This window comes from Wolbachia endosymbiont (group A) of Sturmia bella (assembly GCF_964030905.1).
Classification (GTDB): Bacteria; Pseudomonadota; Alphaproteobacteria; order Rickettsiales; family Anaplasmataceae; genus Wolbachia; species Wolbachia pipientis.
This window is the reverse complement of sequence record NZ_OZ034988.1, coordinates 1008419-1032670: the sequence shown is the minus strand read 5'-3', so window position 1 is coordinate 1032670 and position 24252 is coordinate 1008419. Positions and strand designations below refer to the sequence as shown.

Annotated in this window: 14 protein-coding genes; 6 read left to right on the top strand and 8 right to left on the bottom strand. The window is 33.1% G+C overall.

The window, feature by feature from the left end; genetic code table 11:
• Positions 1-74: 74 nt before the first annotated feature.
• A complete protein-coding gene (locus ACQH3L_RS04835) occupies positions 75-296 on the top strand; it encodes a hypothetical protein (protein ID WP_143688910.1) in 222 nt (73 codons plus the stop codon).
• On the opposite strand, the gene ACQH3L_RS04830 is transcribed toward ACQH3L_RS04835, so the two are convergent.
• Positions 297-818: a phospholipase D family protein gene (locus ACQH3L_RS04830; RefSeq protein ID WP_425384686.1), complete on the bottom strand. Its 522-nt coding sequence runs from the start codon at positions 816-818 to the stop codon at positions 297-299.
• On the opposite strand from ACQH3L_RS04830, the gene ACQH3L_RS04825 reads away from it, so the two are divergent.
• Complete coding sequence (locus ACQH3L_RS04825) at positions 817-1731, top strand: patatin-like phospholipase family protein (protein ID WP_425384685.1); 915 nt, start codon at positions 817-819, stop codon at positions 1729-1731. The genes ACQH3L_RS04830 and ACQH3L_RS04825 overlap by 2 nt on opposite strands.
• A 78-nt stretch (positions 1732-1809) precedes the next feature.
• Here the strand turns inward: ACQH3L_RS04825 and ACQH3L_RS04820 are convergent, their stop codons facing one another.
• The 5 genes from ACQH3L_RS04820 to ACQH3L_RS04800 form a co-directional block, all read right to left on the bottom strand.
• On the bottom strand, positions 1810-2142 hold the full coding sequence (locus ACQH3L_RS04820) for a WD_0736 family protein (RefSeq protein WP_425384684.1): 333 nt from the start codon (positions 2140-2142) through the stop codon (positions 1810-1812).
• A gap of 428 nt (positions 2143-2570) precedes the next feature.
• Positions 2571-3476, bottom strand: a complete 906-nt coding sequence (gene wmk / locus ACQH3L_RS04815) for a WO male-killing family protein Wmk (protein ID WP_425384683.1) — start codon at positions 3474-3476, stop codon at positions 2571-2573.
• Between the two features lie 38 nt (positions 3477-3514).
• Positions 3515-4429: a WO male-killing family protein Wmk gene (wmk, locus tag ACQH3L_RS04810; RefSeq protein WP_425384682.1), complete on the bottom strand. Its 915-nt coding sequence runs from the start codon at positions 4427-4429 to the stop codon at positions 3515-3517.
• A gap of 78 nt (positions 4430-4507) precedes the next feature.
• Positions 4508-5704, bottom strand: coding sequence for a hypothetical protein (locus ACQH3L_RS04805; protein ID WP_425384681.1), 1197 nt, complete (start codon positions 5702-5704; stop codon positions 4508-4510).
• Positions 5705-5811: 107 nt separating this feature from the next.
• Positions 5812-6468: a JAB domain-containing protein gene (locus ACQH3L_RS04800; protein WP_425384680.1), complete on the bottom strand. Its 657-nt coding sequence runs from the start codon at positions 6466-6468 to the stop codon at positions 5812-5814.
• Between the two features lie 465 nt (positions 6469-6933).
• Here ACQH3L_RS04800 and ACQH3L_RS04795 point away from each other — a divergent pair, with 465 nt between their 5' ends.
• Complete coding sequence (locus ACQH3L_RS04795) at positions 6934-7803, top strand: Rpn family recombination-promoting nuclease/putative transposase (RefSeq protein WP_208571569.1); 870 nt, start codon at positions 6934-6936, stop codon at positions 7801-7803.
• Here the strand turns inward: ACQH3L_RS04795 and ACQH3L_RS04790 are convergent.
• Positions 7787-19255 (bottom strand): ankyrin repeat domain-containing protein, encoded by an 11469-nt coding sequence (locus ACQH3L_RS04790; RefSeq protein ID WP_425383801.1) that lies wholly within the window; start codon positions 19253-19255, stop codon positions 7787-7789. The two genes, ACQH3L_RS04795 and ACQH3L_RS04790, sit on opposite strands and share 17 nt — an antisense overlap.
• A 202-nt stretch (positions 19256-19457) precedes the next feature.
• Positions 19458-20705, bottom strand: a complete 1248-nt coding sequence (locus tag ACQH3L_RS04785; protein WP_208571571.1) for a hypothetical protein — start codon at positions 20703-20705, stop codon at positions 19458-19460.
• A gap of 790 nt (positions 20706-21495) precedes the next feature.
• On the opposite strand from ACQH3L_RS04785, the gene ACQH3L_RS04780 reads away from it, so the two are divergent.
• Genes ACQH3L_RS04780 through ACQH3L_RS04770 form a run of 3 tightly spaced genes read left to right on the top strand, consistent with a single transcriptional unit; the run spans position 21496 to position 24006 of the window.
• Positions 21496-22422 (top strand): ABC transporter substrate binding protein, encoded by a 927-nt coding sequence (locus ACQH3L_RS04780; RefSeq protein WP_208571533.1) that lies wholly within the window; start codon positions 21496-21498, stop codon positions 22420-22422.
• Positions 22423-22428: 6 nt separating this feature from the next.
• Positions 22429-23268 carry an ABC transporter permease gene (locus tag ACQH3L_RS04775; protein WP_208571534.1) on the top strand — a complete coding sequence of 280 codons (840 nt, stop codon included), beginning with the start codon at positions 22429-22431 and terminating at the stop codon, positions 23266-23268.
• Positions 23269-23277: 9 nt separating this feature from the next.
• Positions 23278-24006, top strand: a complete 729-nt coding sequence (locus tag ACQH3L_RS04770) for an ATP-binding cassette domain-containing protein (RefSeq protein WP_208571703.1) — start codon at positions 23278-23280, stop codon at positions 24004-24006.
• The last annotated feature ends 246 nt before the right edge of the window (positions 24007-24252 follow it).

Below are 24252 nucleotides of genomic sequence, written 5' to 3'. Positions count from 1 at the left end.
ACTTAACTTGACGCTTATGAACACTACCAAACAAGAAATAATTGAAAGTCTTTTATTATACAATCAGGAAAAGCATGCAAAAACAAAAAATCCCAATCACAGTAATAATAACGATGGTAATACAGACCATAGCAACAATTTGGTGGCTCGCCAAGCTAGACTTACGGGTACACATGCATGATAAATTTATAGAGCAGAACAATGGATTGGCCGTTACGGTATATCGTCTGGAAGAACGGGTAAAGAATCTTTCTGAGGAATTAGATGAATTCAAAGCTAATTTGAAGTACAAGTAATTATTCTTCTACTTTTGGTGTGTAAGCATCAGATTGAGATTGACGATCCTTCCAGTTTTTGATGTATTGCTCGACTAATGGAGGATCTTCTGTTATAATTAGTAGATTCTCAGTGTTTTTTTTCTGTGCGGCGTCAGAGAAATTGAAAGACCCAGTTATGATTTTTTGGTTATCAATAATCATGACTTTATTGTGAGCGATTGCTGGTTTGAAATCAATATAAATCTTAATACCTTGCTCGAATAACTCATTGATGACACTATATTTTGAATGAATTTGCGACTTATCAAGAATTATCTTAACTTCTACACCTCGTTTTTTGGCTTGAATCAAGGACTCAGCAATAGGCTTTGAGGTAAATTGGTATGCTTGAACTAACACAGACCCTTTAGCATGCTCTACGGAATCAATTATTAGATTGGTGCAATTTTCCCTAGGAGTGAAACATACAGTAGTACTAGGACAAGAAACACAACCTGATAAAAGAGAACAAGTTAATAAAATTATTAAATATCTAAACATGATTAAATATATCCTTTCAGTTGATGGCGGAGGCATAAGGGGCATAATACCAGCCATCATTCTAGCAGAAATAGAAAAAAGAACAAGAAAGAGAGTAGCTGAAATCTTTGATCTTATGGCAGGGACCTCAACCGGTGGAATTGTTGTAGCTGGATTATGTAAAAAAGATAAACCTCAATATTCTGCTAATGATTTAGTCGAGTTCTATCGGGAATATGGACCATATATTTTTAAGTCTTCATTTTTTAGGCGATCAATACTATCTTGGTTTAACTGCGCACAATATCCACATAAAAATATTGAATCTGTACTGGATAAATATTTTGGCGATGATATCCTTAAAAACACTTTAAGTAATGTGTTGATTACGAGTTACGATATTCAGAATAACTGCCCATTTTTCTTTAAAAGCTGGAAAGAAGGTAATATTAAGCTGAAAGATGCACTCAGAGCTGCAACGGCTGCACCTACTTATTTCATACCAAAACATCTCAAAATTAACCAGATAGACAGAATATTAGTGGATGGCGGGGTATTTGCAAATAATCCAGCGGCTTGTGCATATGCAAGTGGTAAGAGGTTATTTCCAAATGATGATATTCTACTGTTATCGATAGGTACTGGAAGAACAGATAGAAGCATAGAGTATGCTAATTCAAGGAAATTTGGCAAAATAGGCTGGGTAAAACCACTATTACATGTGATGTTTGCCTCAAGTTTAGATTCAGTAAATTACCAACTTGATCAAGTTATAGGTGATAAATATATACGCATACAATCGCAATTAAAAATAGCATCACCCGACATGGATAATATTACATCAAAAAATATCAAATCTCTTCAGCAAGAGGCAAAGGCAATGGTAGAAGGCAATCAAAAAGTAATCGATAAATTTTGTGACATTGTATCTTAATTTACATCAAGTAAAATCTAAAGCTTTAGTTGAGCCAGAAAAGTAAAATAAGCAAATTTGCCTTGTTGAGAAATCTTATTATCTTTGTGTACTACTTTCTTTTTCACTACTAAAAAATCCACATAAATGGTTAAAAACCTTTTCAATAAAAAGCTCGCTTTCCTTTCCTGTAAAAGCTTCTTTTATTTTATGCAAACTACTTGTTACCTTATTGCTATTTTTTATGACTGAGTAGCTTTCAATAGCTTGACAAGCAGACAAAATAGTTATTGCCCCTATTATAGTTGAAACAATTATGGCAATTAAAGGTGCTATTTTTGTAAGTACTGCTGCAATTAATGAGATGCCAACACAAAACGCAATAGCTGAAATGCAAAATGCTACTGTATGTTTCTTTTCATGACTAACCATACACACCTTCTTAATAAATCTATTAAAAGGATAACTTATTTTTTTAATACCGTCAATATTTTTAGAAAAATTGGCATACTCAAGATAATCATTTGTGATACCAATGAATTACATTAAGCAAATTTCTGGTACCTAATTTAGTTAATTCACTTCAATCTATTTGAACATTATATATTAAATACACAAGCACAAGAATTTCATTCAGTAATTTAGATATATTAAATATATAATTATTTTTTATTGATATTTTAATGTATTATTTATGAGTAAGTAAACTACTGAAATCTTTAATCCAGGTTAAGTTTTGAAAGCATGATTTTCAAGCTCCTCGATAGAAATGTCCAGCATAAGTAGATTATTTGCAACCTTTATCTATATTAAGTATATAACTACTTTTACTTGTATCTTAATATATTATTTAACACAATTCAATTTTCACACTCATCAGCAGTTAGGCCACTTGCTCGCACAATAATATCACTAGCAACACCTGCCTTTGCTAGATCTTTCGCAATCTTGATTTTCTCTGCTTTTTTAACTTTTTCCTTGCCACTTTTCATATCTTCAGATAGAGATTTGACTAATGATTCTTGTTCTCCGTACTCATCCATTAAACTCAATAGCTTTTTGCTTTCTCTTGTTTTAGGTAGCAGAACTTTAATATTCACTGATAATCCTTCTGCTATTTGATATAATTTATCAAATGATATGGCAGTGTATCCTTTTTCATACTCGTGTATTTCTTTGAGTGTTAAACCAACTTTATCCGCCAAATCTTTTTGAGTATACCTTCTTATCAATCTCCATTCTCTTATTCTTTGCCCTACTCTGTAATATATAGAATCAGTGCAGATTTCTCTCTCTGTATTATCATACTCGTAGATAGATAAGCCGGTTGCTTGGGAAATTATGTCAACTGAAACCCCTTCTTTCACTAGATTTTTTGCTATTTCCAACCTTGCCTCTTCTTGATTGATTTTTTCGCTGATATGAACAAACCTGATTAATGAAGGTACTATCTTACCTAACTTTTGATTCTCGTATATTTTCGTTAGATAGAGTATTTCTTCGTCTTCATCTTTATACTCTCTTACTGTTATTGGTTTAGGTAATAGATCTACAGCATTAACTGATAATACTCTTGCTATTACATATAGTACTCCAATTGGAATAGGAGTATAACCATTCTCATAGCTGTTCACTTCTTGGTATGTTAAACCTACTTGACCTGCTAATCCTATTTGAGTATGACCTCGCATTAACCTACAATTTTCTATTTTTTGCCCTATTCCATAACTAACATTGCTTGCAGAAACAAACACATATACCTCCATTTAAGAAAAAAACTCTATTACTATAATTTTTCCACGAGCTACCCATCTAAAACTATATCAACAGGTAAACCTACCGATTGCAAAATAATATCAATAGAAATTCCCCCTTTTACTAGATCCTTTGCAACTTTAATTCTTTCTATCTCTCTCACTTTCTCCTCACAAATACGTATTCCCTCAAACAGAGATTTTATTAGTGCATTACGTAGTTCTTGGCTCTCAATTTCTTTGTATTCTTTAATCAAATCAGGTAGCTCATTTTTCACTTTACTCCCTTCCTCTATTAGTAGATCCGTAATATTAATCGATAATGCTTCTGCCATTTCATATAATTTATCAAGTGGAACAGCAGTCCTTCCTTGCTCATAGTTGCTTATTTCGTCACGTGTTGTATCCATTTTCTCAGCCAAATCCTTTTGAGTATACTCCCGTAATACCCTCCATTCTTTTATCTTTTTTCCTATTTGGTAGTAGATAGAACCAACTTTTTCTTCAACACATTCATCAGCAGACAGACCAATTGTTTTTGCAACAATATCAACAGAAACTCCTGCTTTAACCAGACTCTTTGCAATTTTTATTTTTTCCGATTTTCTACTACTTTTCTCACTAACTTTGACAAATTTGGTTAGCAAACAAAACATCTTACGTAACTCCTGATCGTTAATCTTTTTATATTTTCTTACTAGATTTAATATTTCCTCTCCCTCATCTTCAAGACAGCTTTTTGATACAGGAATAAGATCACTAATACTGATTGATAGTGCCTCAGCTATAGCATACAACCTTTCAATTGAAATTCTACGGTTCCCTTTCTCATATTGCAGTATCACCCAATACTTTACACCAACTTTCTCAGCTAAATCCTTCTGAGTATAACCTCTCTCTAACCTCCAATTTTTTACTTTTTCCCTTACTTCACAGTCTAGACTTTTTTCCACGAAAACAACCATGCGTATAATATTTTCTACTATAGCTCAGATATAACGGTAGAAAAAACCTCTGGAACCTTAAAGTTTGCTGTAGACGCATTAAAGTTCCCTAAAGGTTTCTTTACTACCTCCACATACCCTATTTACCCATGAAGACAATACTTCATCATTGCTAATCTCTTTTATAGCATACTTTTCATTCCATATGCCACATCTAGTGAAATTACCTCTTTCTACCACTTCCTTAAGCTTCACTCCCCCAAAGAGGCAATTTTTTCCAATTTCTTCGCCTCTTTTTTGTAACTCAGCCCACATTTCCTTGTTTTCTACTCTGACTTGTACTTGATCATATTTTTTTACATCGTGGTACAATATAACATTTAGCTTACCAATGCTCGTAGGAAACTCTAACATGACAGAGCTGCCATTTGACATATCGGTATAGTTTCTTACACCTCCTTTCTCACTTTTAACCTCAACTGCATCATTACCAATTTTTAAAATATTACTTCCTAACTCTCTCAGTATTTTGGCAACCTCTACTTTACTGTCCTCAGAAAATTCTATATATAATGTTGCATTGTCTATCTCGATATCTATTAATTCTCCTTCTTGCACAGCACTTTCGCTAGCCTTCTCTAGTTCTTCTAGCTGCCTATCTATCTGTGGCTGAACTTCTGGTTGTAGCTCATTATAGATTTCACCTATCAGTTTATTCTGTAGTAGAGTATCATGAAACTCTGCACCGCTTAACATTAATTTACGTATTACCTTTTTACGATCAACCTTATCAAATTTATGAAAATGTGTACCTAATACTACATACTCTGCGAAACTCCATTCCCCATCATTACATGCATTTAGCCTTGCTCCATCATCTATTACTTCATCTATAATTTTATTCATCTCTTTTAAACTTTTTGCTCTTACCACAGCACTCTTAAACCAGCTCAACTTTTCGCTTTCGCTTATACTTGGCTTTATTTTTTGCAAAGCTGAAGTAAATGGATTTAAATCTTCTGCTTGATCATTTAAAGGTTTTGTGCCATATATGTAGTCAAGTCCTTTCCCATAGTTGATTTTGTTTTCGCGAACTTCTCTACCAGGGAAAGGTGCTATTTCTTGAGACTTTTTAGCCTTATTAATTTTGCTTACAAAGGTAGGCTGCTGGCTAGTACGACCAATTCCTACAATAGCATTTAACATCTCACCTTTTGATAATCTATCAAGATCAACGTTTAATTCGTAGATGCTTCCTTTTTTGTCATCAAAAGGTACAATTATTTTATTACCCATATTATCCTCACTATTAAAAATACTTTTTAAGCGTACAATAAACTTTATTATTATACATTTTATTACTCATTATAAATTATAGTGAGTAGATTTGCAAATACTTTCTGCTATAACAATCCGTTTTCTCGAAAGCTAAAATAGCCCGTACTTGTGATGATAATGTGATCAAATAATCTAACGCTTACAGTACTACATGCTGCCGCTAAGCTCTTCGTTACTTCTTGATCTTCTTCTGATGGTTCTAAACTCCCTCCAGGATGGTTATGTGACATTATTACTAATGTTGCATTTTTTATTAATGCTTTTCTTGTAATTTCCTTTATGTATACTGGTGCTTTTTCCATTTCACCAATATACGATTCTTCTCCGATTAATTGGCGCCTTTTATTCAAATACAATATTTTTACACATTCCCTCTCTGCATGACCTATACTTACGTTCAAATATTCTACTAGCCCTTGTAAGTCCATTATTGGCTCACTCTTAAGCTTTTCTTTCAGTACCCTTTCTAGTGTTTCCTTAACACACATAATCATTGCTACTGCAGAATCAGTCACTCCTTCTATAACTTTCAGGTCATCCATTTCTCTACCTAAAATCCTTCCTACTCCCGTATAAGTATTCACCAGATTTTTAGCAATTTCTTGAGCTTGTGGCCTTTCATGCACTGCACTTAGAAATGTTTCCATTATTTCATGGTCAAGTAGTGCTTTGCCTTTGCTTTCTAATATTCTGAATTCTATTTCCTCTTTACTTTTATTCATATAATTTACCCTTCACTAACAACAAACTTTTTTTAAATATTTACTGCTGTTTTTTTTATCAGCATTGGCATAGAGCCATAGCTTTCGAGTGAAGTCAAATCAATTTCTCAATCTTTTTTATTTATTTTTTTATGAATAAATTAATATATTAATAGATACTGATTTCCTTAAGCGATGTCGTTGTAGATTCGTGTTTTTATACACCAATTTGATGTCTCCCACAGCTTTAAATTCATGATATCCATTTGCTGGTCTTTTAAGGCACTTTACAGAAGGGTGATAAAAAGATATAGAAAAGGACAGTCTAAGATGCGTAGTAGCATTCTAGGGTCATCTATGAAGGTAGTTTTTTGCCAACTCTTGAAATTTAGCTAAATTTACCACTTTAATAGACTTCAGCATAAAAACGTTGAACATTTCTTCACAATTGTGTATAATCATTAATACTTTTTAACTTACTTTCTCATGGCTCTTTCGAAGTTTCTTGATGCTCGCAATGATATAGCTTTTCGCCGTATCTTTGGTACCGAAAAAAATAAAGATATTCTTATTCACTTTCTTAATGATATATTAGGTCTTACCGATGACAATAAGATTAAAGATGTCTCCTTTCTCAGTCCCATTCAAGACCCTGTCATTGCTTCTCAAAAGCAAAGCATTGTTGATGTTCTCTGTGTTGATTCTACAGGCATAAAAACAATAATTGAGATGCAAGTCGCTAAAACTACTGGCTTTGAAAAACGTGCCCAATACTATGCCGCTAAGGCCTATTCAAGTCAAGCTGATGTAGGTGATCAGTATCATGATCTTAAAGGCGTTATCTTTATTGCCATTGCCGATTTTATCTTATTTCCTAATAAGCTAGCTTATAAGTCTGATCATGTTACTTTTGATAAGATAACTTTTGAACATGATCTCAAAGACTTTAGTTTTACTTTTATAGAGTTACCTAAATTTAAAAAAAGAGAAGATCAATTAGAAAATGTAGTAGAGAAATGGTGTTATTTTTTTAAACACGCCGGTGAAACAAGTGAAGATGATCTAAAAAAAATAATAGGAAGTGATTTAATTATTGGCAGGGCTTATGATGAGCTGAACCAATATAATTGGAGTAAAGAAGAACGTCTTGCTTATGACCAAGCTAAGAAACGTACCGATGATTATTTATCTAGTCTTGAAGAAAAACTTCATGAAGGCATCCTCATCGGACATCAAAAAGGTAAAATTGAAGGTAAAATTGAAGTTGCAAAAAACTCACTCAAGGCCGGTGTATCTATTGATGTTATCGCTGAAATAACCGGCCTTTCTTTAGATGAGATTAAGAAATTAATTTAACCTTATTCCGAGTCAAATGGCCTTGAATAGAAGTATTATTTAAATAACTCCTAGGTCCTTGCTGTTCTTCTATATTATTAACCTCTAATGTATCACCTCCATTGTGTAATATCTGCTCTATTGATTGATTTAATGTTACATCTAATCCTTTATTAAATTTAGCCATAAACTCATTAAACCTTTTCTCGCTTAATTTACCAGGGCATCCTGCTTCTCTACCAGGGCACGCTTTCTCTACATATGAGCTTAAAATCCCTGAAACCTCATCAAATTTACCACTCATGACTTTTCTAGTAATCTCTTTCTGCATTCCCATATAATCAATATTTAACCGGTGCATTGATACACCACTTTTTAATCCAGCTTGCTCTACTACTTTCTCAAATTCCTCTATAATATTTAATGCATAGCCCTGTGCTTCTAATGGTGATATAGACTGAACTACTGTGGAAATATACTTCTGACCTGTAACCCTTCTAATCAATAAGTCAAATAACATTATTGAACCATTTACATCCATTTTTGCATCTACTTGTGATATTGGACTTGAAGTGCTTGATGTTTCCTCAGGTAATGTAGGTTTAGAATTTAATAATCCACCTACAGAGCTTTTTACCCAACTAAACAAATTATTTATCCATGAAGATGGTCTTGCTCCACTACTTGTTGCTATCTCAGGTCGATCACCTAAATCTATAGCAAGAGGTTTACGCGATAGGTGATTATGATGACGACTATGATCTCCATGGTGATGACGGCGTTTGCGTTGAACAGTTTTGTCTTTTTCTTCTTTGATTTCCTCTAAATATTTTACAACATCATTATGTTTTTGCCAAGAGGCAAGATCCAACGGTGTTTTATCATCTTTATCTTTAACATCAAAGTTAGCACCTTCTTCTATAAAGTATTTTACTACATCTAAATGACCATTTCTAGCAGCATAGTGTAGAGGAGCCCTACTAGTGTTATCCTTAGCATTAATGTCAGCAACTTCCTTTATAAGATACTCTACTCCTGGTAAGCAACCTTCAAATGCAGCCCAGTGTAGAGAAGTCCTTCCATTACTACTCTTAGTATTAATATAAGCACCCCGTTTTATACATTCTTTAACTTTATCAAGGTCTCCGCTTTTTGCAGCATTCAATAATTCTTTATCTAGATCTAATTGTGCTTGCCTTAAAACTTCCTCTATATCTTTGTAACCACTTTGAATAGCCAATTCTAAAGGTATATCACCATCCATGTCTTTAGCCTCAATGTTAGCGTGCTTATCAAGAAGAAATTTTACTATATCCAATCTGTTCACCCTAACAGCAAGATGTAAAGGTTTGTTATTATAGTCGTCTTGAGACTCAATATTAGCACCTTTATCAATAAGAAATTTAACCGTATCCAAATTACCCTCTCGAACAGCAAAATGTAAAGGTGTTCCCTGATACGTTATTTCATTATTAAATTTAGCACCCTTACTAACGAGAAGTTCTACTGCATTCCATTTACTTTCTCGAGCAGCAAAAAGTATAGGTGTCCAACCATTCCTATCTAGAAGCTCAATCCTAGCACATCTACTAAGAAGAAGCTGAATCATACCTAAGTTACCTTCTTGAGCAGCATAGTGTAAAGGCGTAGAACCATACATATCTTGAGCATTAATATTAGCACCATAATAAAGAACAAGACTCACTACATTCAATTTTCCTGATCGAATAGCGAAAAAAATTGGTGTACAACCAAAATTGTCTTGAGCTTCAATATTAACACCATAATCACAAAGAAGGTTTATTTTGCTCAGATCACCTGCTTTGACAGCAAGATGTAAGGGGGTTCTACCAAGTTTGTCTTGAACCTCAATGTTATTACTATTTGGGATTTCTAAAGACGCAGAATTTTCTTGTAAGTTACTTATCAAATCTAAATTATGTATTTTATCAAGGTAGTTTACTACATTAGAATAACCACTACAAGAAGCATAATATAGAGGCGCCCAGCCACCATGATCTTTAATATTAACATCAATTTTTTCTTCGTCTATAAAATATTTTACTATATCTAGTTTACCATTGTAAGCAGCATAGTGAAGGGGAATTCTACCACTATTATCTTTAATTTTTAAACTACTCTTTTCACCTACCACAAGATATTTTACTACATTTAGCTCGCCCCCATAAGCAGCACAATGCATAAGAGTTCGGCCATCGCTATACTTAGCACTTAAGCTAGCCCCTTGACTTACAAGATCTTCAACTTTGCTAAGATTTCCATATTGTGCTGCAATCAATAATTCTTTATCTAATTGCACTTGTTTTAAATACTCTACAATATTATTGTGTTTTTGATCAGTAGCAATATCCAGCAATGTTTTACCACCTTTGTCTTGAGTATAAACGTCAGCTCCCCTATCTACAAGGTACTTTACTATACCCAAGTGACCATTCCAAGAAGCACAGTATAGTGGTGTTCGACCATATCTATCAAAATCATCGATGCTCATTCCCTTGCTGAGAAAAAAATCTATAATGTCTTTGTTATTGTTTTCAGCGGCAATGTGTATAGGTTTTCTGCCAAAAATGTTCTCAGCGTTAATATCAGCACCCTTTTCTATTAAAAAGTTAGCAACTTCTAAGTAGCCTCTCCATGCAGCAAAATGTAGCGGTGTCCAACCATTTTTATCAGTATCATTAATATCAACACATTTGCTAATAAGGTACTTTAGTATATCCAAATTACCACTATAAGAAGCATCACATATAGAGGGACCACAACGATGATCTTTACCCTCTAAACTAACACCATTTTCAACAAGGTATTTAAATATACCAAAGTGACCTTTTAATACAGCATTGCGTGCAGGGGTATTACCATCTCTGTCTTCAGTATTAACATTAGCTCCTTGATTAACAAGGCCTGTTACTTCACTAATATTGCCAACTTTTGTTACATTCAACAATGCATGATCTAATTGTGCTTGCCTTGAAACCTTTACTATATCTAAACTAGAACCAGCATCTGCATTTCTCACTTTTCTTACATTAGACCCACAATCTTCAATCACCCACATCCCTTGCGGAACCTGACCTCCTGGAATCCAAGTAAATACTCTACGCCTATCATTGTCATATTTAGCATAATTAGCAGCATATAAATATTCATTAAGCTTAACATTCATTATAGAACAGTTATCACCATCAGGTCCAAGCTTCCACACATCTCGTGCAACTCTTCCTCCTGAAATACAAGTAAATACCATTCGTCTATCATTATCATAATTAAAATAGTTACTAGCAGCATACAAGGTTTCATTAAATGCAACATTCACTATATAAAAATTGTCACCATCAAGTTTAATCTTCCACCTAAACTTATCATTTTTTTCATTCTTTGGAGTCCAAGTAAATGCCATTCGTCTGTCATTATCATAATTGAAACATTTGTTAGCAGCATATAAATATTCACCCTGATAAACATTCTTAATACATACTTTTGAAGCAAATATTGCATTCCTTACTGATTTTGGTAATCTATTTTCTAGCTTTTCAAGGCTAGATCTTTTTTCTAAAGGAACATTAGGATAATCCTTCATCTCCATTGCTTCTTTAATGTAAGAAGCTAACTTAAATATTGCATTATCATTTAGATCACCACTCTTTTGCATTGCATCAAATACAGCTATGTAACCTGAAATCAACTGACCAATATCACCATGATTATGTACACAGCTTAATATTTTTTTCGTATCTACTCTTCCATATGCATCATCTACAACTTCTTTAATTATATCATCAAACAGCTTTCCATCTGATTTATAAATTTCATTAGCAAGTTCATTAACTGAACTATACCTATTATGCAACATGCCATCCTTTAGCTTCTCTTTTGCTACACTTTTTATTGAATATCTTAACTTCTCTACAAAAAACTCTGCCCATCTTTTTACATTAGGTGCAGTATCTGCTTGGTTAATAATTTCGTTCTTTACGCCCTCAACTACTCCCATCACCTTATATGGATCATTATTTTTAACCTCAATATTCATGTTCCTATCAAAAAAAAATTTGACCATATCTAGGTCACCACTATAAGCGGCTACACGCAGAGGAGTTCTACCATTATTATCTTTAGCTCCAATATCAGCACCTTGATCCACAAGAAACTTAGCTATATTCAAATTGCCTTGCTGAGCGGCCCAGTGCAGGGGATGGATGTCTTTATCTTTAACACTAAAATGCTTCCTATCAAAAAGAATTTCTACTATGTCCAGCCTACCTGCTTGAATAGCAACGTACAAAGGTGTTAATTCATGCCTACTTTCAATATTAATACTTTCAATTTTTCTAATTAAATCTTTAGCTTCATTAATATTATCTCGCACTATAGCATCAAACATTTGCTCCTTTAATAAAGTCACTTTCTCCTTATTAAAGTCCTCTATAATATCTTCTGAATTACAAGCAGAGAATATGCATTCCGCATTAGAAACCATTGTATCATTAAAAGCGAACATCATTTCTCTTGCAGGCTGATAATTACTCCAATTCTCCACTTTTGCAATGGTACTATTTCCATATGATAGCACTAAACTATCATCAACAATCTCCATATCAAAACCCAATATAGACTTATCTCTAAAATCAACCAACCCAACATCATTCTTGTCAATAGGTTGATTATGATAAATCTGTAATCCTTGTTCATCTGGCTGATAGTATCTGAAAGAGTTAGGATCCATCTCTACATGCTCAAGCTTTAAATTTGTACTGTCAATTTTATAAAGCTTATTGTTCATTTGTAATACAATTTGCTGATGCTCTGGACTTTTAAAGTAATCAACTAAACCAATAGACAAAGACCACTTAGTACCTTTGCTATCAAGTACTGTAATATCTTTTATCTCTAAACTGTCCTCTGTAAGGTCAGAGATTGATTTGTTATAACATTCATTTATATAACTCCTTTCACCTTCTTCTATACCTATACTATCAATATCTGTTACATTCAACCCAGCAAAATCAATAATATTGTAAGGTACGTTCTGATAAGGCACTGCTTTGCTTTTTATTTTTAAATTAAGTCTTATGGGGAATAACGAGATTTCGTGATTTAATGTATCTGGTAGTCTGATAACATACTGATGTTGCCCTTTTTCTCCTTCTACCGTCACATCTTGATAGTGATTACATGCTACCATATAGCGATCATAATTAAGGCTTCCTCCATTATTATGATATTTCTGATAACTACTTGTAACATCAGAATTATTATAGCTAAAATCAACAACTACCTGACCTGAGTACATATCAGCAATTATCACTTTTTCACTAGGTATTCCCATGTGATTTTTGATGACTTCTATTTGAGATATTGGTATGTCCAAATTACTCTTACTAGCAATATCTTTTGCAATTTGGTAAGTGCTAGGCAATTCTTGACCTAGAATACTTGCTTGTATAAATGCTTTTAACTTCTTTTCACTATCCTGTATAACTTCTCCACTAATATCATTGCCTGAATTTTTCAACTTTTGATACCTAATATCCTCCGCCGTATCAAACAAAGACTTGTCTTGTATTGCAACAGATTCTGTTACTCCACTACAGTTTACTTGAATTATTAGATTTTTAAAATCATCGATTTTAGTACTTGAAACAATACTTTGTGTATCATTAGCTAAAAGATCTAAGCTATAGCCGACCTTTTCTATATCTTCACTTATTCCCCACTGTGTGATATTAGCAACTTGAACACTTATTACGTCAATATTCCCCTTTATTTTTCCTGTACTGCCTAAATCACTTACTATCCTAGCACTATCACTGTTTTCATTAATAATAAACACTGTTTGCTTCAATCCTCTGTGATGTACATTTTCTTTGTTGACCACTCTAACTTCATAATCTTTATCTGTGCAGTTAGATGAATTTTGCCAAACTTCCGCGTTTTTTACATTAATTAATCTCGTTTCACAGTGAGTAGTAATATTTTGCTTGTTGTCAGAGTTAGATACATAGTTATATGTGTTAACCAATCTTATGTTATTACTATTACCATAACGTATAGTTCCACTATGCAAATTTGCAGCGATATTATTAGCTTTAACATTCATTACTAGAGTATTTTCTTTTCCTGCTCCACCTTTGAGGGTACCAGACATAGAATTATTAATAATAAAAATAGTTTCATTGTTTTTAGAGCCAATATAACGTATATTACTACCCTCTGGAATATGCATTACTGCTGGATAATTTGCAGCTGCTGTCAATGTTTTCGGTCCTGAAATGTATAATACTGATCCTTTAGGAAAGGTTTGCTTTTTTGTATTACTAGGGTCTTTTATTGTTGGACTAGTAAAAATAAAAGGTTCACCTGAGAGAGTAAAGCTCTCTTGACAGTTTCTATAGGTTTTGCCAGTATTGCAAGGCATATATACCTTATCCAAAGCGTAGGGCCGGAATATACGTTGTTCATTAATTATGCCACTACATTGATGTTGTGGTATTAAATGTCCTGATGGGGCCATTACGACTCTCAGCCCGCTATTGTACTCGTCTTGAGTTATATGGGGAAGGTACTTTGCCTCTTTACTAATCAAATAAACTTTTTTCTTTTCTTGTTTTGCAAGAAACTCTTCATATTTTTTAGTACTCTTAAATCTTGTAGCGCCTATGTCATCCAGCTGATAAAATTCTAAGTAGAGAGGTCTAGATATATTTAATGAAGATAAATCAGTTTTTATATTAGAAGTTACATCAAAGGAGATGCCATCATATTTTTTTTCTAATTCACACTCCCACACAGTATTGCAACCAATCCCGCTACCCATACAAATGGTCCTTTCTTTAATGGTAGTAATTACCTCATGGTACTTTTCCTGAATGGAAGAAACATATTGTACAACTGCAGCTATATTAGGGTCAGAATTAAGGTAATTTATGGCATTGCTTTTCACAGTATTTAAATAACCCTTTATCCTTATATAGTCTTCGTATATTGCTTTTTCGGAATTTGAAAAAAATATTTTAGTACGATCGATATTAGATATAGGAATTTGTGCTGCTATTGCTTGCGCTTCCATTGTTCTACTGTATAAGGACTGATGCAATGAAAACACAATATCAGGAACCATAGTAAATACTGACATCCTACCTAAAACTTTGCCTGCAGCAGATAACCCTCTTAAAATCTTAGTAGTAGCACTTACACTTTTTATTGTAAAACTAACTCCTGCACTTATAGGCCTTATACTCATGCTTGCTAGTTTTATACCACTACTAGCTGTCCAATAATAATTTAGTGGATGATGATTACCTTGAGCTATTTCGTTTATACTATATCCAAATTGATAAGCAATAGTTGCAAATGTAATACTTTGAACTATAGGATTACTGATAATCTTAACAAACGTTTGACGTACAGGCTGTGGTACCTTACTAATCAATTTTCCCACTTTACTATTAGGAGAAATACTTACGCTTGTCCTAACATCATCCATAGCATCTAGTATACCATTGATACCAAATACTTGCTTTAAAGCATTATTATCATGTCGTCCAAGTGTTGCTGTATCACTTATACTATCAAGCAAGTCATATATAGCCATCATGGAAAAAAACTTTCCACCTTTTGCTCCTTTTATTTTCGCTGAATCAAATTTATCACGATCAAATGCAATTCCTTTTTCTTGAAGGCTGCTTTCTACATTACTAATATAATCTGCAAAAACTTTTTCACCAAGATCATCAAAATGATTTTTAAACGTATCAAAAGTATCTTCCCTAACACCTTTTGCTAGCAAGTTCTGTTTAATTTCCTCTACAATATTAGAGTAATCTTGATTAGTTTGAACATCACCTATATCTTCAATGTATTTTTTATTCTCTAACAACTGCTTATCATTTGATAGTTGATGTAATTTATTATGAATTTTCTCTCTTTCTGCATCTGTAGTAAAATTTTTAATTATATCATCGAATTTTACTTCATAGCCATCGATGCTTAAATAATACTCAATATTTTGTCCTTTTATTTTTTCTTTTATAACGCGATCCTTATCTCTGCCTACTTTTACTAAGATCTCAATACCATCACTATAATCATCTACAAAATATCTTTCTGCATTCTTCATTTCTATAATATCACCTATTATCAATTTTTTATCATTACCATTGTTATCTTTTACTTTTACATATACATCAGTCCTATCAGCATTGCCTATCATATCAAACACTTGCTCACGACCTATATCTACAATTTCATTAGTTAAATCCTTAGCATTATCAATATCAAATAGCTCTTTAACACGTTGCTTTTTTTCTTCCTTTGTAATCTTTTCTTCATCAAACGAATCTATGCAGGCCATACTTACACTTCTTTCTCTTCTTGGCTTTTTACTTGGTGGATACTCCGGCGATGAAGATTTTCTTTTAGAACACTGCCCTACAGTAGGCAACATATGATGTGAACTATGAACTACTCCAACAGGAATAAATCCTTCCTCGGTTGTCCTACTTGTTAAAATAAGTTTATTCGGATTATTAGATCCTTTATCGAAAACAACACCGATAAATTTTACCTCATCACCATCTGTAAGTGTTTTATAGGTAACACCTTCTTTGTACTCTTCATTTATTTGATCATTTGCTTCCCTCAATAAAGCTTGAGCCCCTTTACCCTGCCTTGATGCCTTAAGTTCTAACCCTATTGGAGTGTACTCCTCAGCATTTCCACCTTGAGCCACAAACTTAATACCATGAACTAGCATGTCAATACGTTCCCCTCTACCAGTTTGAAACTCAGTTAAAACTAATGCTCTAGTTTCTGGTGATTCCTGTAATTTTAAGTCACTATAATAACTAAACACTCCATTCAATATTCCCTGGAAATGAGCTTCTTTATTAACGAGACTCTTAAAAGGAAAGATTCCTTCTCCAATTTTTTCTAATAATCTACTATATCCTCTTATTGATAAGGATTGGATATCTAGTGCTTTATCAAATGTTTCTTTTAACTCATTAGGATAAGTAACTTTTTTGAAAGTACCTTGAAATCTCTCAGCTCCATTGTTGTATTCTTGTAAAGAATTATATTTTTCAGTCCAAACAGTAAGATATCTTTTAAAATCTGACTTGTATCTAGTATCAAAATTAAGATTTAATTCGACTATTTCTCTATTTCCTATTTCTCTGTTTAACCTCTCAAGAGGGAGCACTTCATTTAGCATGTTCAGAACATCTTTTCTATTAGCTTCAATAATATTTATCACATAAACCAACTTCTCTATATTTTCTGGAATGAGCACCATCGTTACAACTGCATGGCTTGCATCAAGATTAGCTGACAATCTTTCTCTGGCTCTTTCAGCTGCTGGACGTCTAAGCCTACGAAGATTAGGATGCACTTCAGTAGGTATATTGTCTCCATAGATAAAAATGTATTTTTTAAAACCAGTTTTTAAATCTTCAACTCTATTTAACAATAGTGATTGCCCTAGTAAAAACCTACTAAAATAATGATTATCTCCCTTCTCAGGTGTACCAGGAAACGTATGATAAATACGTTCTAGATTATCTTTCACCTGTCCCTTTAATTCTATTGTTCCAATCCTTTGCGTATCCCAGTCATCAGCAGATTTTAGCATATCTTGAAAAAGAGGAATTATTTCTTCTCCACGATTTGATACTTTAATATCAGAGATAGGAGATGGATTATCAAGATTGACACCAACACATAAAATGTCATCTGCAGTGGTTAGAACTCGCTGAACATTTGGTTGAAAGCCTTGTGCATACTTTTCTGCTTGCTGCAAAGCCTTATCTGGAGTAGCATTAGAACCTGCTCCCGCTTTTAATTCAATAATAATGGGAATAGAATCCAATGCACGATCAGGACCACGAGCCAGCAAGATAATATCTGCATAACCCCTTCCTGCAAATTGCTCTGGGTAAACTCTAAGATTATACCTATAGTGGAAATTCATGAAAACGCCTACCATAAATCCATGATGTGCTGCTTCACGTGCTCTGCTAGCATAGATTAGTGAGTCTGCATATTCGGAGTGAATTGTGTAAATCTTATCAAGAATTCTCCTTAAAGATGCTTTAACTGTTCGCTGATTGGAAATAGCTAGCTTCGCTATATCGACTTCGGGATCCCTCCATAACCCTTTTCTCACTTTTTTAAATTGAACTTCAGAATTATGTTCTATGTCTACTCCTTTATCTTTCACATCAACAACTATTTCTCCCTGATGACCGGCATCTTTAATGATTTTTATTGATTTAACTTTAATTTTATCTAGGTTATTTTCAATAAGAGAGTAAAGCTTGCCTAATACCTCCTTCAATTCACCTTGATCAAACTCTTGAGTGTAAGAATGAGAACCACTTTCTGATATAACAAATAATTTTACTTTATCGATCACATCTTTTTGACTCTTCATTTCACCATTTTTTATAATAGCTACCTTCAAAGTCTTTGCACCGTCAAAGCTAAAATAAATCTCCTTGATGTCTAGCTTTTTTGCCATCTCTGTATCCAACAAAGTAGAAAAACTACCTAGGAAGAAGTGTGTAAAAAACCCTGCTTTTTCTACAGAGTGTAAATAAGATGGAATCTGATCCACAAATGACTGAAATCTCGGTTCAAAAGATTTAAAATCCTCATCTTGCCGGCTTATACCAACTTCTTTATCTGCTTCCTCTATCAATAACTGTATTAACTCAAAGTCTTGTGGTCTTACTTTACCCATGACTCTTTTTAAGCCTTTTGCAAGCTCTTTATCATTATCAATAATATTCCTTTCAAGACCAAAATTATAATGGTTTCGTTTACCTGGTGCACCAACATGAAATAATTGTATTTGAATATCCCCATTACCATATTGAGTCTCAACTTCACCAGAAACACTAATCGTTGCGCTAAGCATTCCACTCATTGCTCTTATTTCAGGTTCACCTCCCCAAGTATCAGGGTTCCTCATGTTTTCCAAGTAACGCTCAAAATCACCTTCAACAAAATCTCTGAACTCATTTCTATAAGAACTTATGTGATCAACTACTCGATTACGAAATAAGTTTCTTACTAAATTTGCAAATGTATCATCATAATTCGCAGCACCTAAATTCCGAACCAAACCTCTAATATGATCTAAATTTTGGGTTACAGTTCCATCATTTCCAAATAGTACTTCATACCTTTGTCGAAATAAAGCATCGTCGTTTCTGACGGGTATTAAGTAAGCCATAGTAACAGACCAAAACAAGCAACTACCGTCTCCTGGAACATCGATTCTCTTAATCTGACTTCCACTTTCGGAATCAACATCAGATCTCCGATAACGCTTAAGTTGAGAAAATTCTCTAGCTTGCTCTATATATTGCACTTCATCCGATAATTCAGTAATCTTTGAATTAACATCTTCTTTTTTTAGATGATCTGTTGGATATTGTATCTTGAACATAAACCCCCTTCATTATATTATACTAAACCCACTATACCAAGCTTATTGTATAACCATCAGAGATATCAATAATAAAAGCTATTTTTGCCTACATGCTGACTTGTGTATATAACATTTGTATTACAATGCAACATCTTTTTGACAGAAGCTAAAGTAGTAACAAGAAACCACCACCTACTTTATAGAATTGCCTTATAATACCTTAATTGCTTAACCCTAATTGCTCACATGCTTTGCTTAATTCAACTTCAGTTAAGCTAGTGAACTCTTCATCTGTAGACTTTCTATATGCTAGAAACTTATTCAATGAATCAGCATCTCTTTTTTCCAATATAGATCGTATGTAGCCTGCCTGTTTAGAACACATAAACTCTTTAACCTGATCAGAATTAGCTTTATTTAATAACGCCCATACTGGTTCCATACAGCCCTTTTCTACTAAAGGTGTTAATAAAACTGTACAGAAAAGAGGTGATTTATCCTCTAGTTCCTCTCTTATCACTAAAGCACGATGGCTATCAAATCCTTCCTTCATCCACATATGCATAAAAAGCTTTACACTTTCACTTACATAAGGCTCTGAATGTTTTTTGATTTCCATGTCTAACCAGATATTATAATCATCTTCTGGAACATCATTTGGCTTTAAACAATCAAATAATTCCTGAAATTGATCAAAGCGAAGTGCACCCTGTAGCGTGTTTAGACTACCATAATAACCATTTTCAGCTAAGTCTCTTTTTAGAAGTTCTGGATATTTATCAGGACTTATTTGACTAAAACAAAACTCGAATATTTCAGGATAACTATTACAACGGTTCCCTGCTACATATACTGCTGTCTTCATCAAGATTTCATCCTTTTTCTGTTCGCTCATCTCACTTTCAGGTAATGATTTTATTTTATTCCAGAAGAATTCCACTGCCTGCTCTTGCTTAAGACTCACAGCACATTTAAGCCCGTACTCATATGGATGACAGCCATCTAAATTTAGTTTAGAGATGTAACCACTAACAAAATGTGACCAAAACTGCGCTAAAAGACCAGATCCGCAACACCTAACTAAGTGCTCATACTCCAATAGACTACTCTTACCTTGAGCTGATAATTCCTCTTTTCTTTCCTCAAACAAAGCAATAATATCTTCTTCTAGACAGCAACGACAGGCAATGGCATACTTATCAAAGAGATTACCTGAATCTGGCGCAATTAACTTTTTGCCTACGACTTGCCTATCAAGCTTAACTCCATGTAAATTGTCTACTTTTTTCCAACAATCCTCACTAGACAATACCTGTGCAAGAAAATTACGTCCTTTTTTGCCACTTTTTTGGTGCAGATGCCAATTTGCATAGCACCAGCGTTCAATTTGAAAAAGCTTAGATGCTCTATAAGGATCATCCTCTTTAATAGACGAAAATAAAACTTTTGGAATATCTGAACGTAGCATGATCACCTCTTTATGAATGGAAAAAAATGGAAACTGTTACGTCTAACATACACTATAGTAACTTGATGCCATTTCAAGCAAGATATCACGTTTTTAGGTTTTGTCAATCCTCAATTTGAAAATTTTTTTTAGACTTGAATAACTCTCAACAAAAGCCTCTTAATATGAGAGACACATGACGTTTTGTTTATTTTAAATTCTGTTTTTTATAAGTTTATCTTAATACTTATTGTCAAATGAATTACTATTAATTTAGTATTATATATTGCTAATAACTTAAATAATCCAACCATTTCCAGCAACAAAAACCGCTACCCGTGAGAACATTTTTCTTTGGGATGGGATGGTCTACCATGTGTACCCTACGAACTTTTTTATATGGTAATTTCACTGTAAGCTAAAACCAGCTATATTGGATCACTTTCGCTAAATCTACGTACGAACTGGTTTGCCTAATTTTGTTGTAACAATCTCAAGCTTTTATTTTTACAACCCTATTTTTACGCAACGCGTTCTCGTAAATATACGTACTATTTTTGTGTTTTTGGGGAAAGTAAATAATTAAATCCTTTACGACGCTAATTCGCAGTATGTTTCTAATGCTATTTTCACTGCTTCAAATATAATTGACATTATATTTAAAACATATTAGACTTAGTTATATAATAATAGAATTTATATATATGATATCTGTAGAAATTAATAATTTAAATCAAGGATGGCGTTGGCGTAAATAATTTTACATCAATTTTAGGCTTTGTTTGAATTGTAGTTTTTATAGGGTATCACGATGTTGTTTTCCGTCATTTTTAAAGCTTTCTATTATAAGAAGTATCTTTTAGCGTTTCTATCTGTCCTGTTTTTTACTGTTGCAGTTTATGCTAATCATAAAAATATTGGTATTATTGTACCTCTTGAACATGAAGCAATGACTCAGATTGTTAATGGAATTAAAGAATCGTTGCAAGACCAGAGTGTTAAAATTACAGTTAAAAATGCTCATGGGGATCCTAATGTTTTACTCACAATAATTAAGCAAATGCAGCAGCAAGACATACTCATGCCTATTGGTTCTTCTACCTCTCTAATGACTATTTCTCATATAAAAAATAAACCTATCGTTTGTGTAGCTGCAGCAATAAATAACAAAAATCATCCCTTGGTGACCGGGGTTAATGATGAAATATCGATAATAAAGTTAGTTGATAAACTACCATCGTTGTATGATATAACATTATTATATAGTAGTAGTGAAAAAGTAGCACCTGCAGTAAAAGAATTAAAATTATATGCAGAAAAAAATAATATTGTTCTCCATAAAATGATGATAAATAACTTGACTGATCTCCCGCTAGCGGTAAAAAATAGCCCTAAAAATACGCAAGCTTTTCTAATCTTAAAGGATCATTTACTAGCAAGTGGCATAAATATCTTAAAACAAGAAGCGGATAATAGATCAATTCCTATAATTGCTTCAGATGAAGGGTCAGTAATTGACGGTGCAACTATAGCAATAGGGGTACGAGAAAAGGAAATTGGAGTTAATAGTGGATTAATTGCCAAAGATGTTTTAAACGGCATTCTCCCTAAAAATATTCCTTTTAAGCTTATGGATAGTTTAATGCTCTTTATTAATTCTAAATCATTTTCTAGACAAAAGATTCTAACTAAACTTGAAATATCTTCTTTACCATTTCAGCGTATAGAAATTGAGTAACAAATAATGGACATACTATTTATAGCGTTAGAACAGTCCTTTTTAATACTACCTCTTATTTTGGGGATGTATATAAGTTATGAAATTATGAAAATTACAGATTTAACTGTTGATGGTACTTATGTTTTAGGGGCCGGTATATTTGCCCGTACCATTGATTTTGGGCTATTTCCAGCATTAATATTTAGTATGCTTGCAGGTATGATAGTTGGAAGCATAGTTAGTTTTATGCAAAAAAATGACCGTATTGATAGTTTAATAGCCGGAATACTTGCAAGCTTTATGCTATATTCGGTTAATCTGCGAATACTTAGACGCCATAATATATCAATATTAGGAACGCCAACGATCTTATCATTATTTAATTTAGAAAATTGGTTGATTCCACTAACTATAATCAATTGTATTATCATTATATCACTAGTATTTTTACTAAATGGAAGGTTAGGATTATTACTTCGAGCATTTGGCTATAATAAAAATTTATTGGGTATTTTAGGGAAAAGACCGGAAGTTTATCGAACTATAGGTCTTGCATTAAGTAATGGATTCGCGGCTCTAACAGGTGCGCTTGCTGCTCAAGTAAATGGATTTGCGGATATTAATATGGGAATAGGACTTGCGCTTACTAGTGTTGGAGCTATTGTCATCGGATTACATATTTTTAGAGGTAATCCTCAGTATTTTCATATTTTTATGCAAGTAATTGCATGTTTTGTCGGAATATTTTTTTACTTTGTAAGCCTTAGCAGCATATTGCATATAGGAATTGATCCTGTAAATTTGAAGCTTGTTTTAGGGGTAATATTATTTATATCCTTGCAACGCAATAGGAATTATGGATAAAGAAAAAATATGGAATCTTATTTATATGCTAAAGAAATTGAGTTTAAAGTAACGAACCGTGATAAACCAATAATTTATGATACTACCCTTAATATTGACAAAGGTGAATTTGTAGTGTTACTTGGGGCCAATGGAAGCGGTAAATCTACCTTAGCTAAAATACTAGCCGGCTATCTTGCACCAACGAAAGGAGAAGTATTTTTAAATCAATTACCTATTGATAAAATCTTACCTATCCAAAAGGCTTTTATGGTTGTTACTTTAACCCAAAAAGCTGAAGATAGATTATTTACTGAATTAACTCTGGAAGAAAATATTCTTCTATGGGAAAGTAGGTTCCCAAAGAATGAGCGTTTTACAAGTAAAGAAGTAATTTCTAAAACCTATGCCCCTAAAAAATTTTTATCTCTTTTAAATCAACCGATAAATAATTTTTCTGGAGGAGAGAAACAAGCTATTTTATTAGCCCTTGCAATTAGTCATCCACCTCAAATTTTATTTCTGGATGAACATACAGCAAGTTTAGATCCGAAAGCTTCTAAAGAAATTATTGCGATAACAGCTAAAGTAATAGAAGAACATAACATCACTTCAGTAATGATAACTCATAATTTAGAGGATGCTGTAAATTATGGCAAAAGGATTATAGTATTGGATAATGGGCGAATAGTAATAGATAAAGTAAAATCTTTTAATTTTTACTTAAAAGAGTTAAAAGAAATTTTGAACTCTCTATAACAAAATTGATTTATTAGTAAGTATGGTTGTAGCTTTACTTTTGGAATATTCAAAAAAGCATACGCGTCAAGTTAAGGAAAAGTAGCTGATAAAAAGGGGCAAATGCTTTGAAGTAGAGTATCATCTCTTTGCATTTGATGGCGGTAAATAGGCACAATGTTGTTACTGGCAGGTGTAGCTAATTAAAAGTAGAAGCATCAATGTCAGTGAAGTTTAAAAAATACAAAAGTTAGAAAAATTATGCTT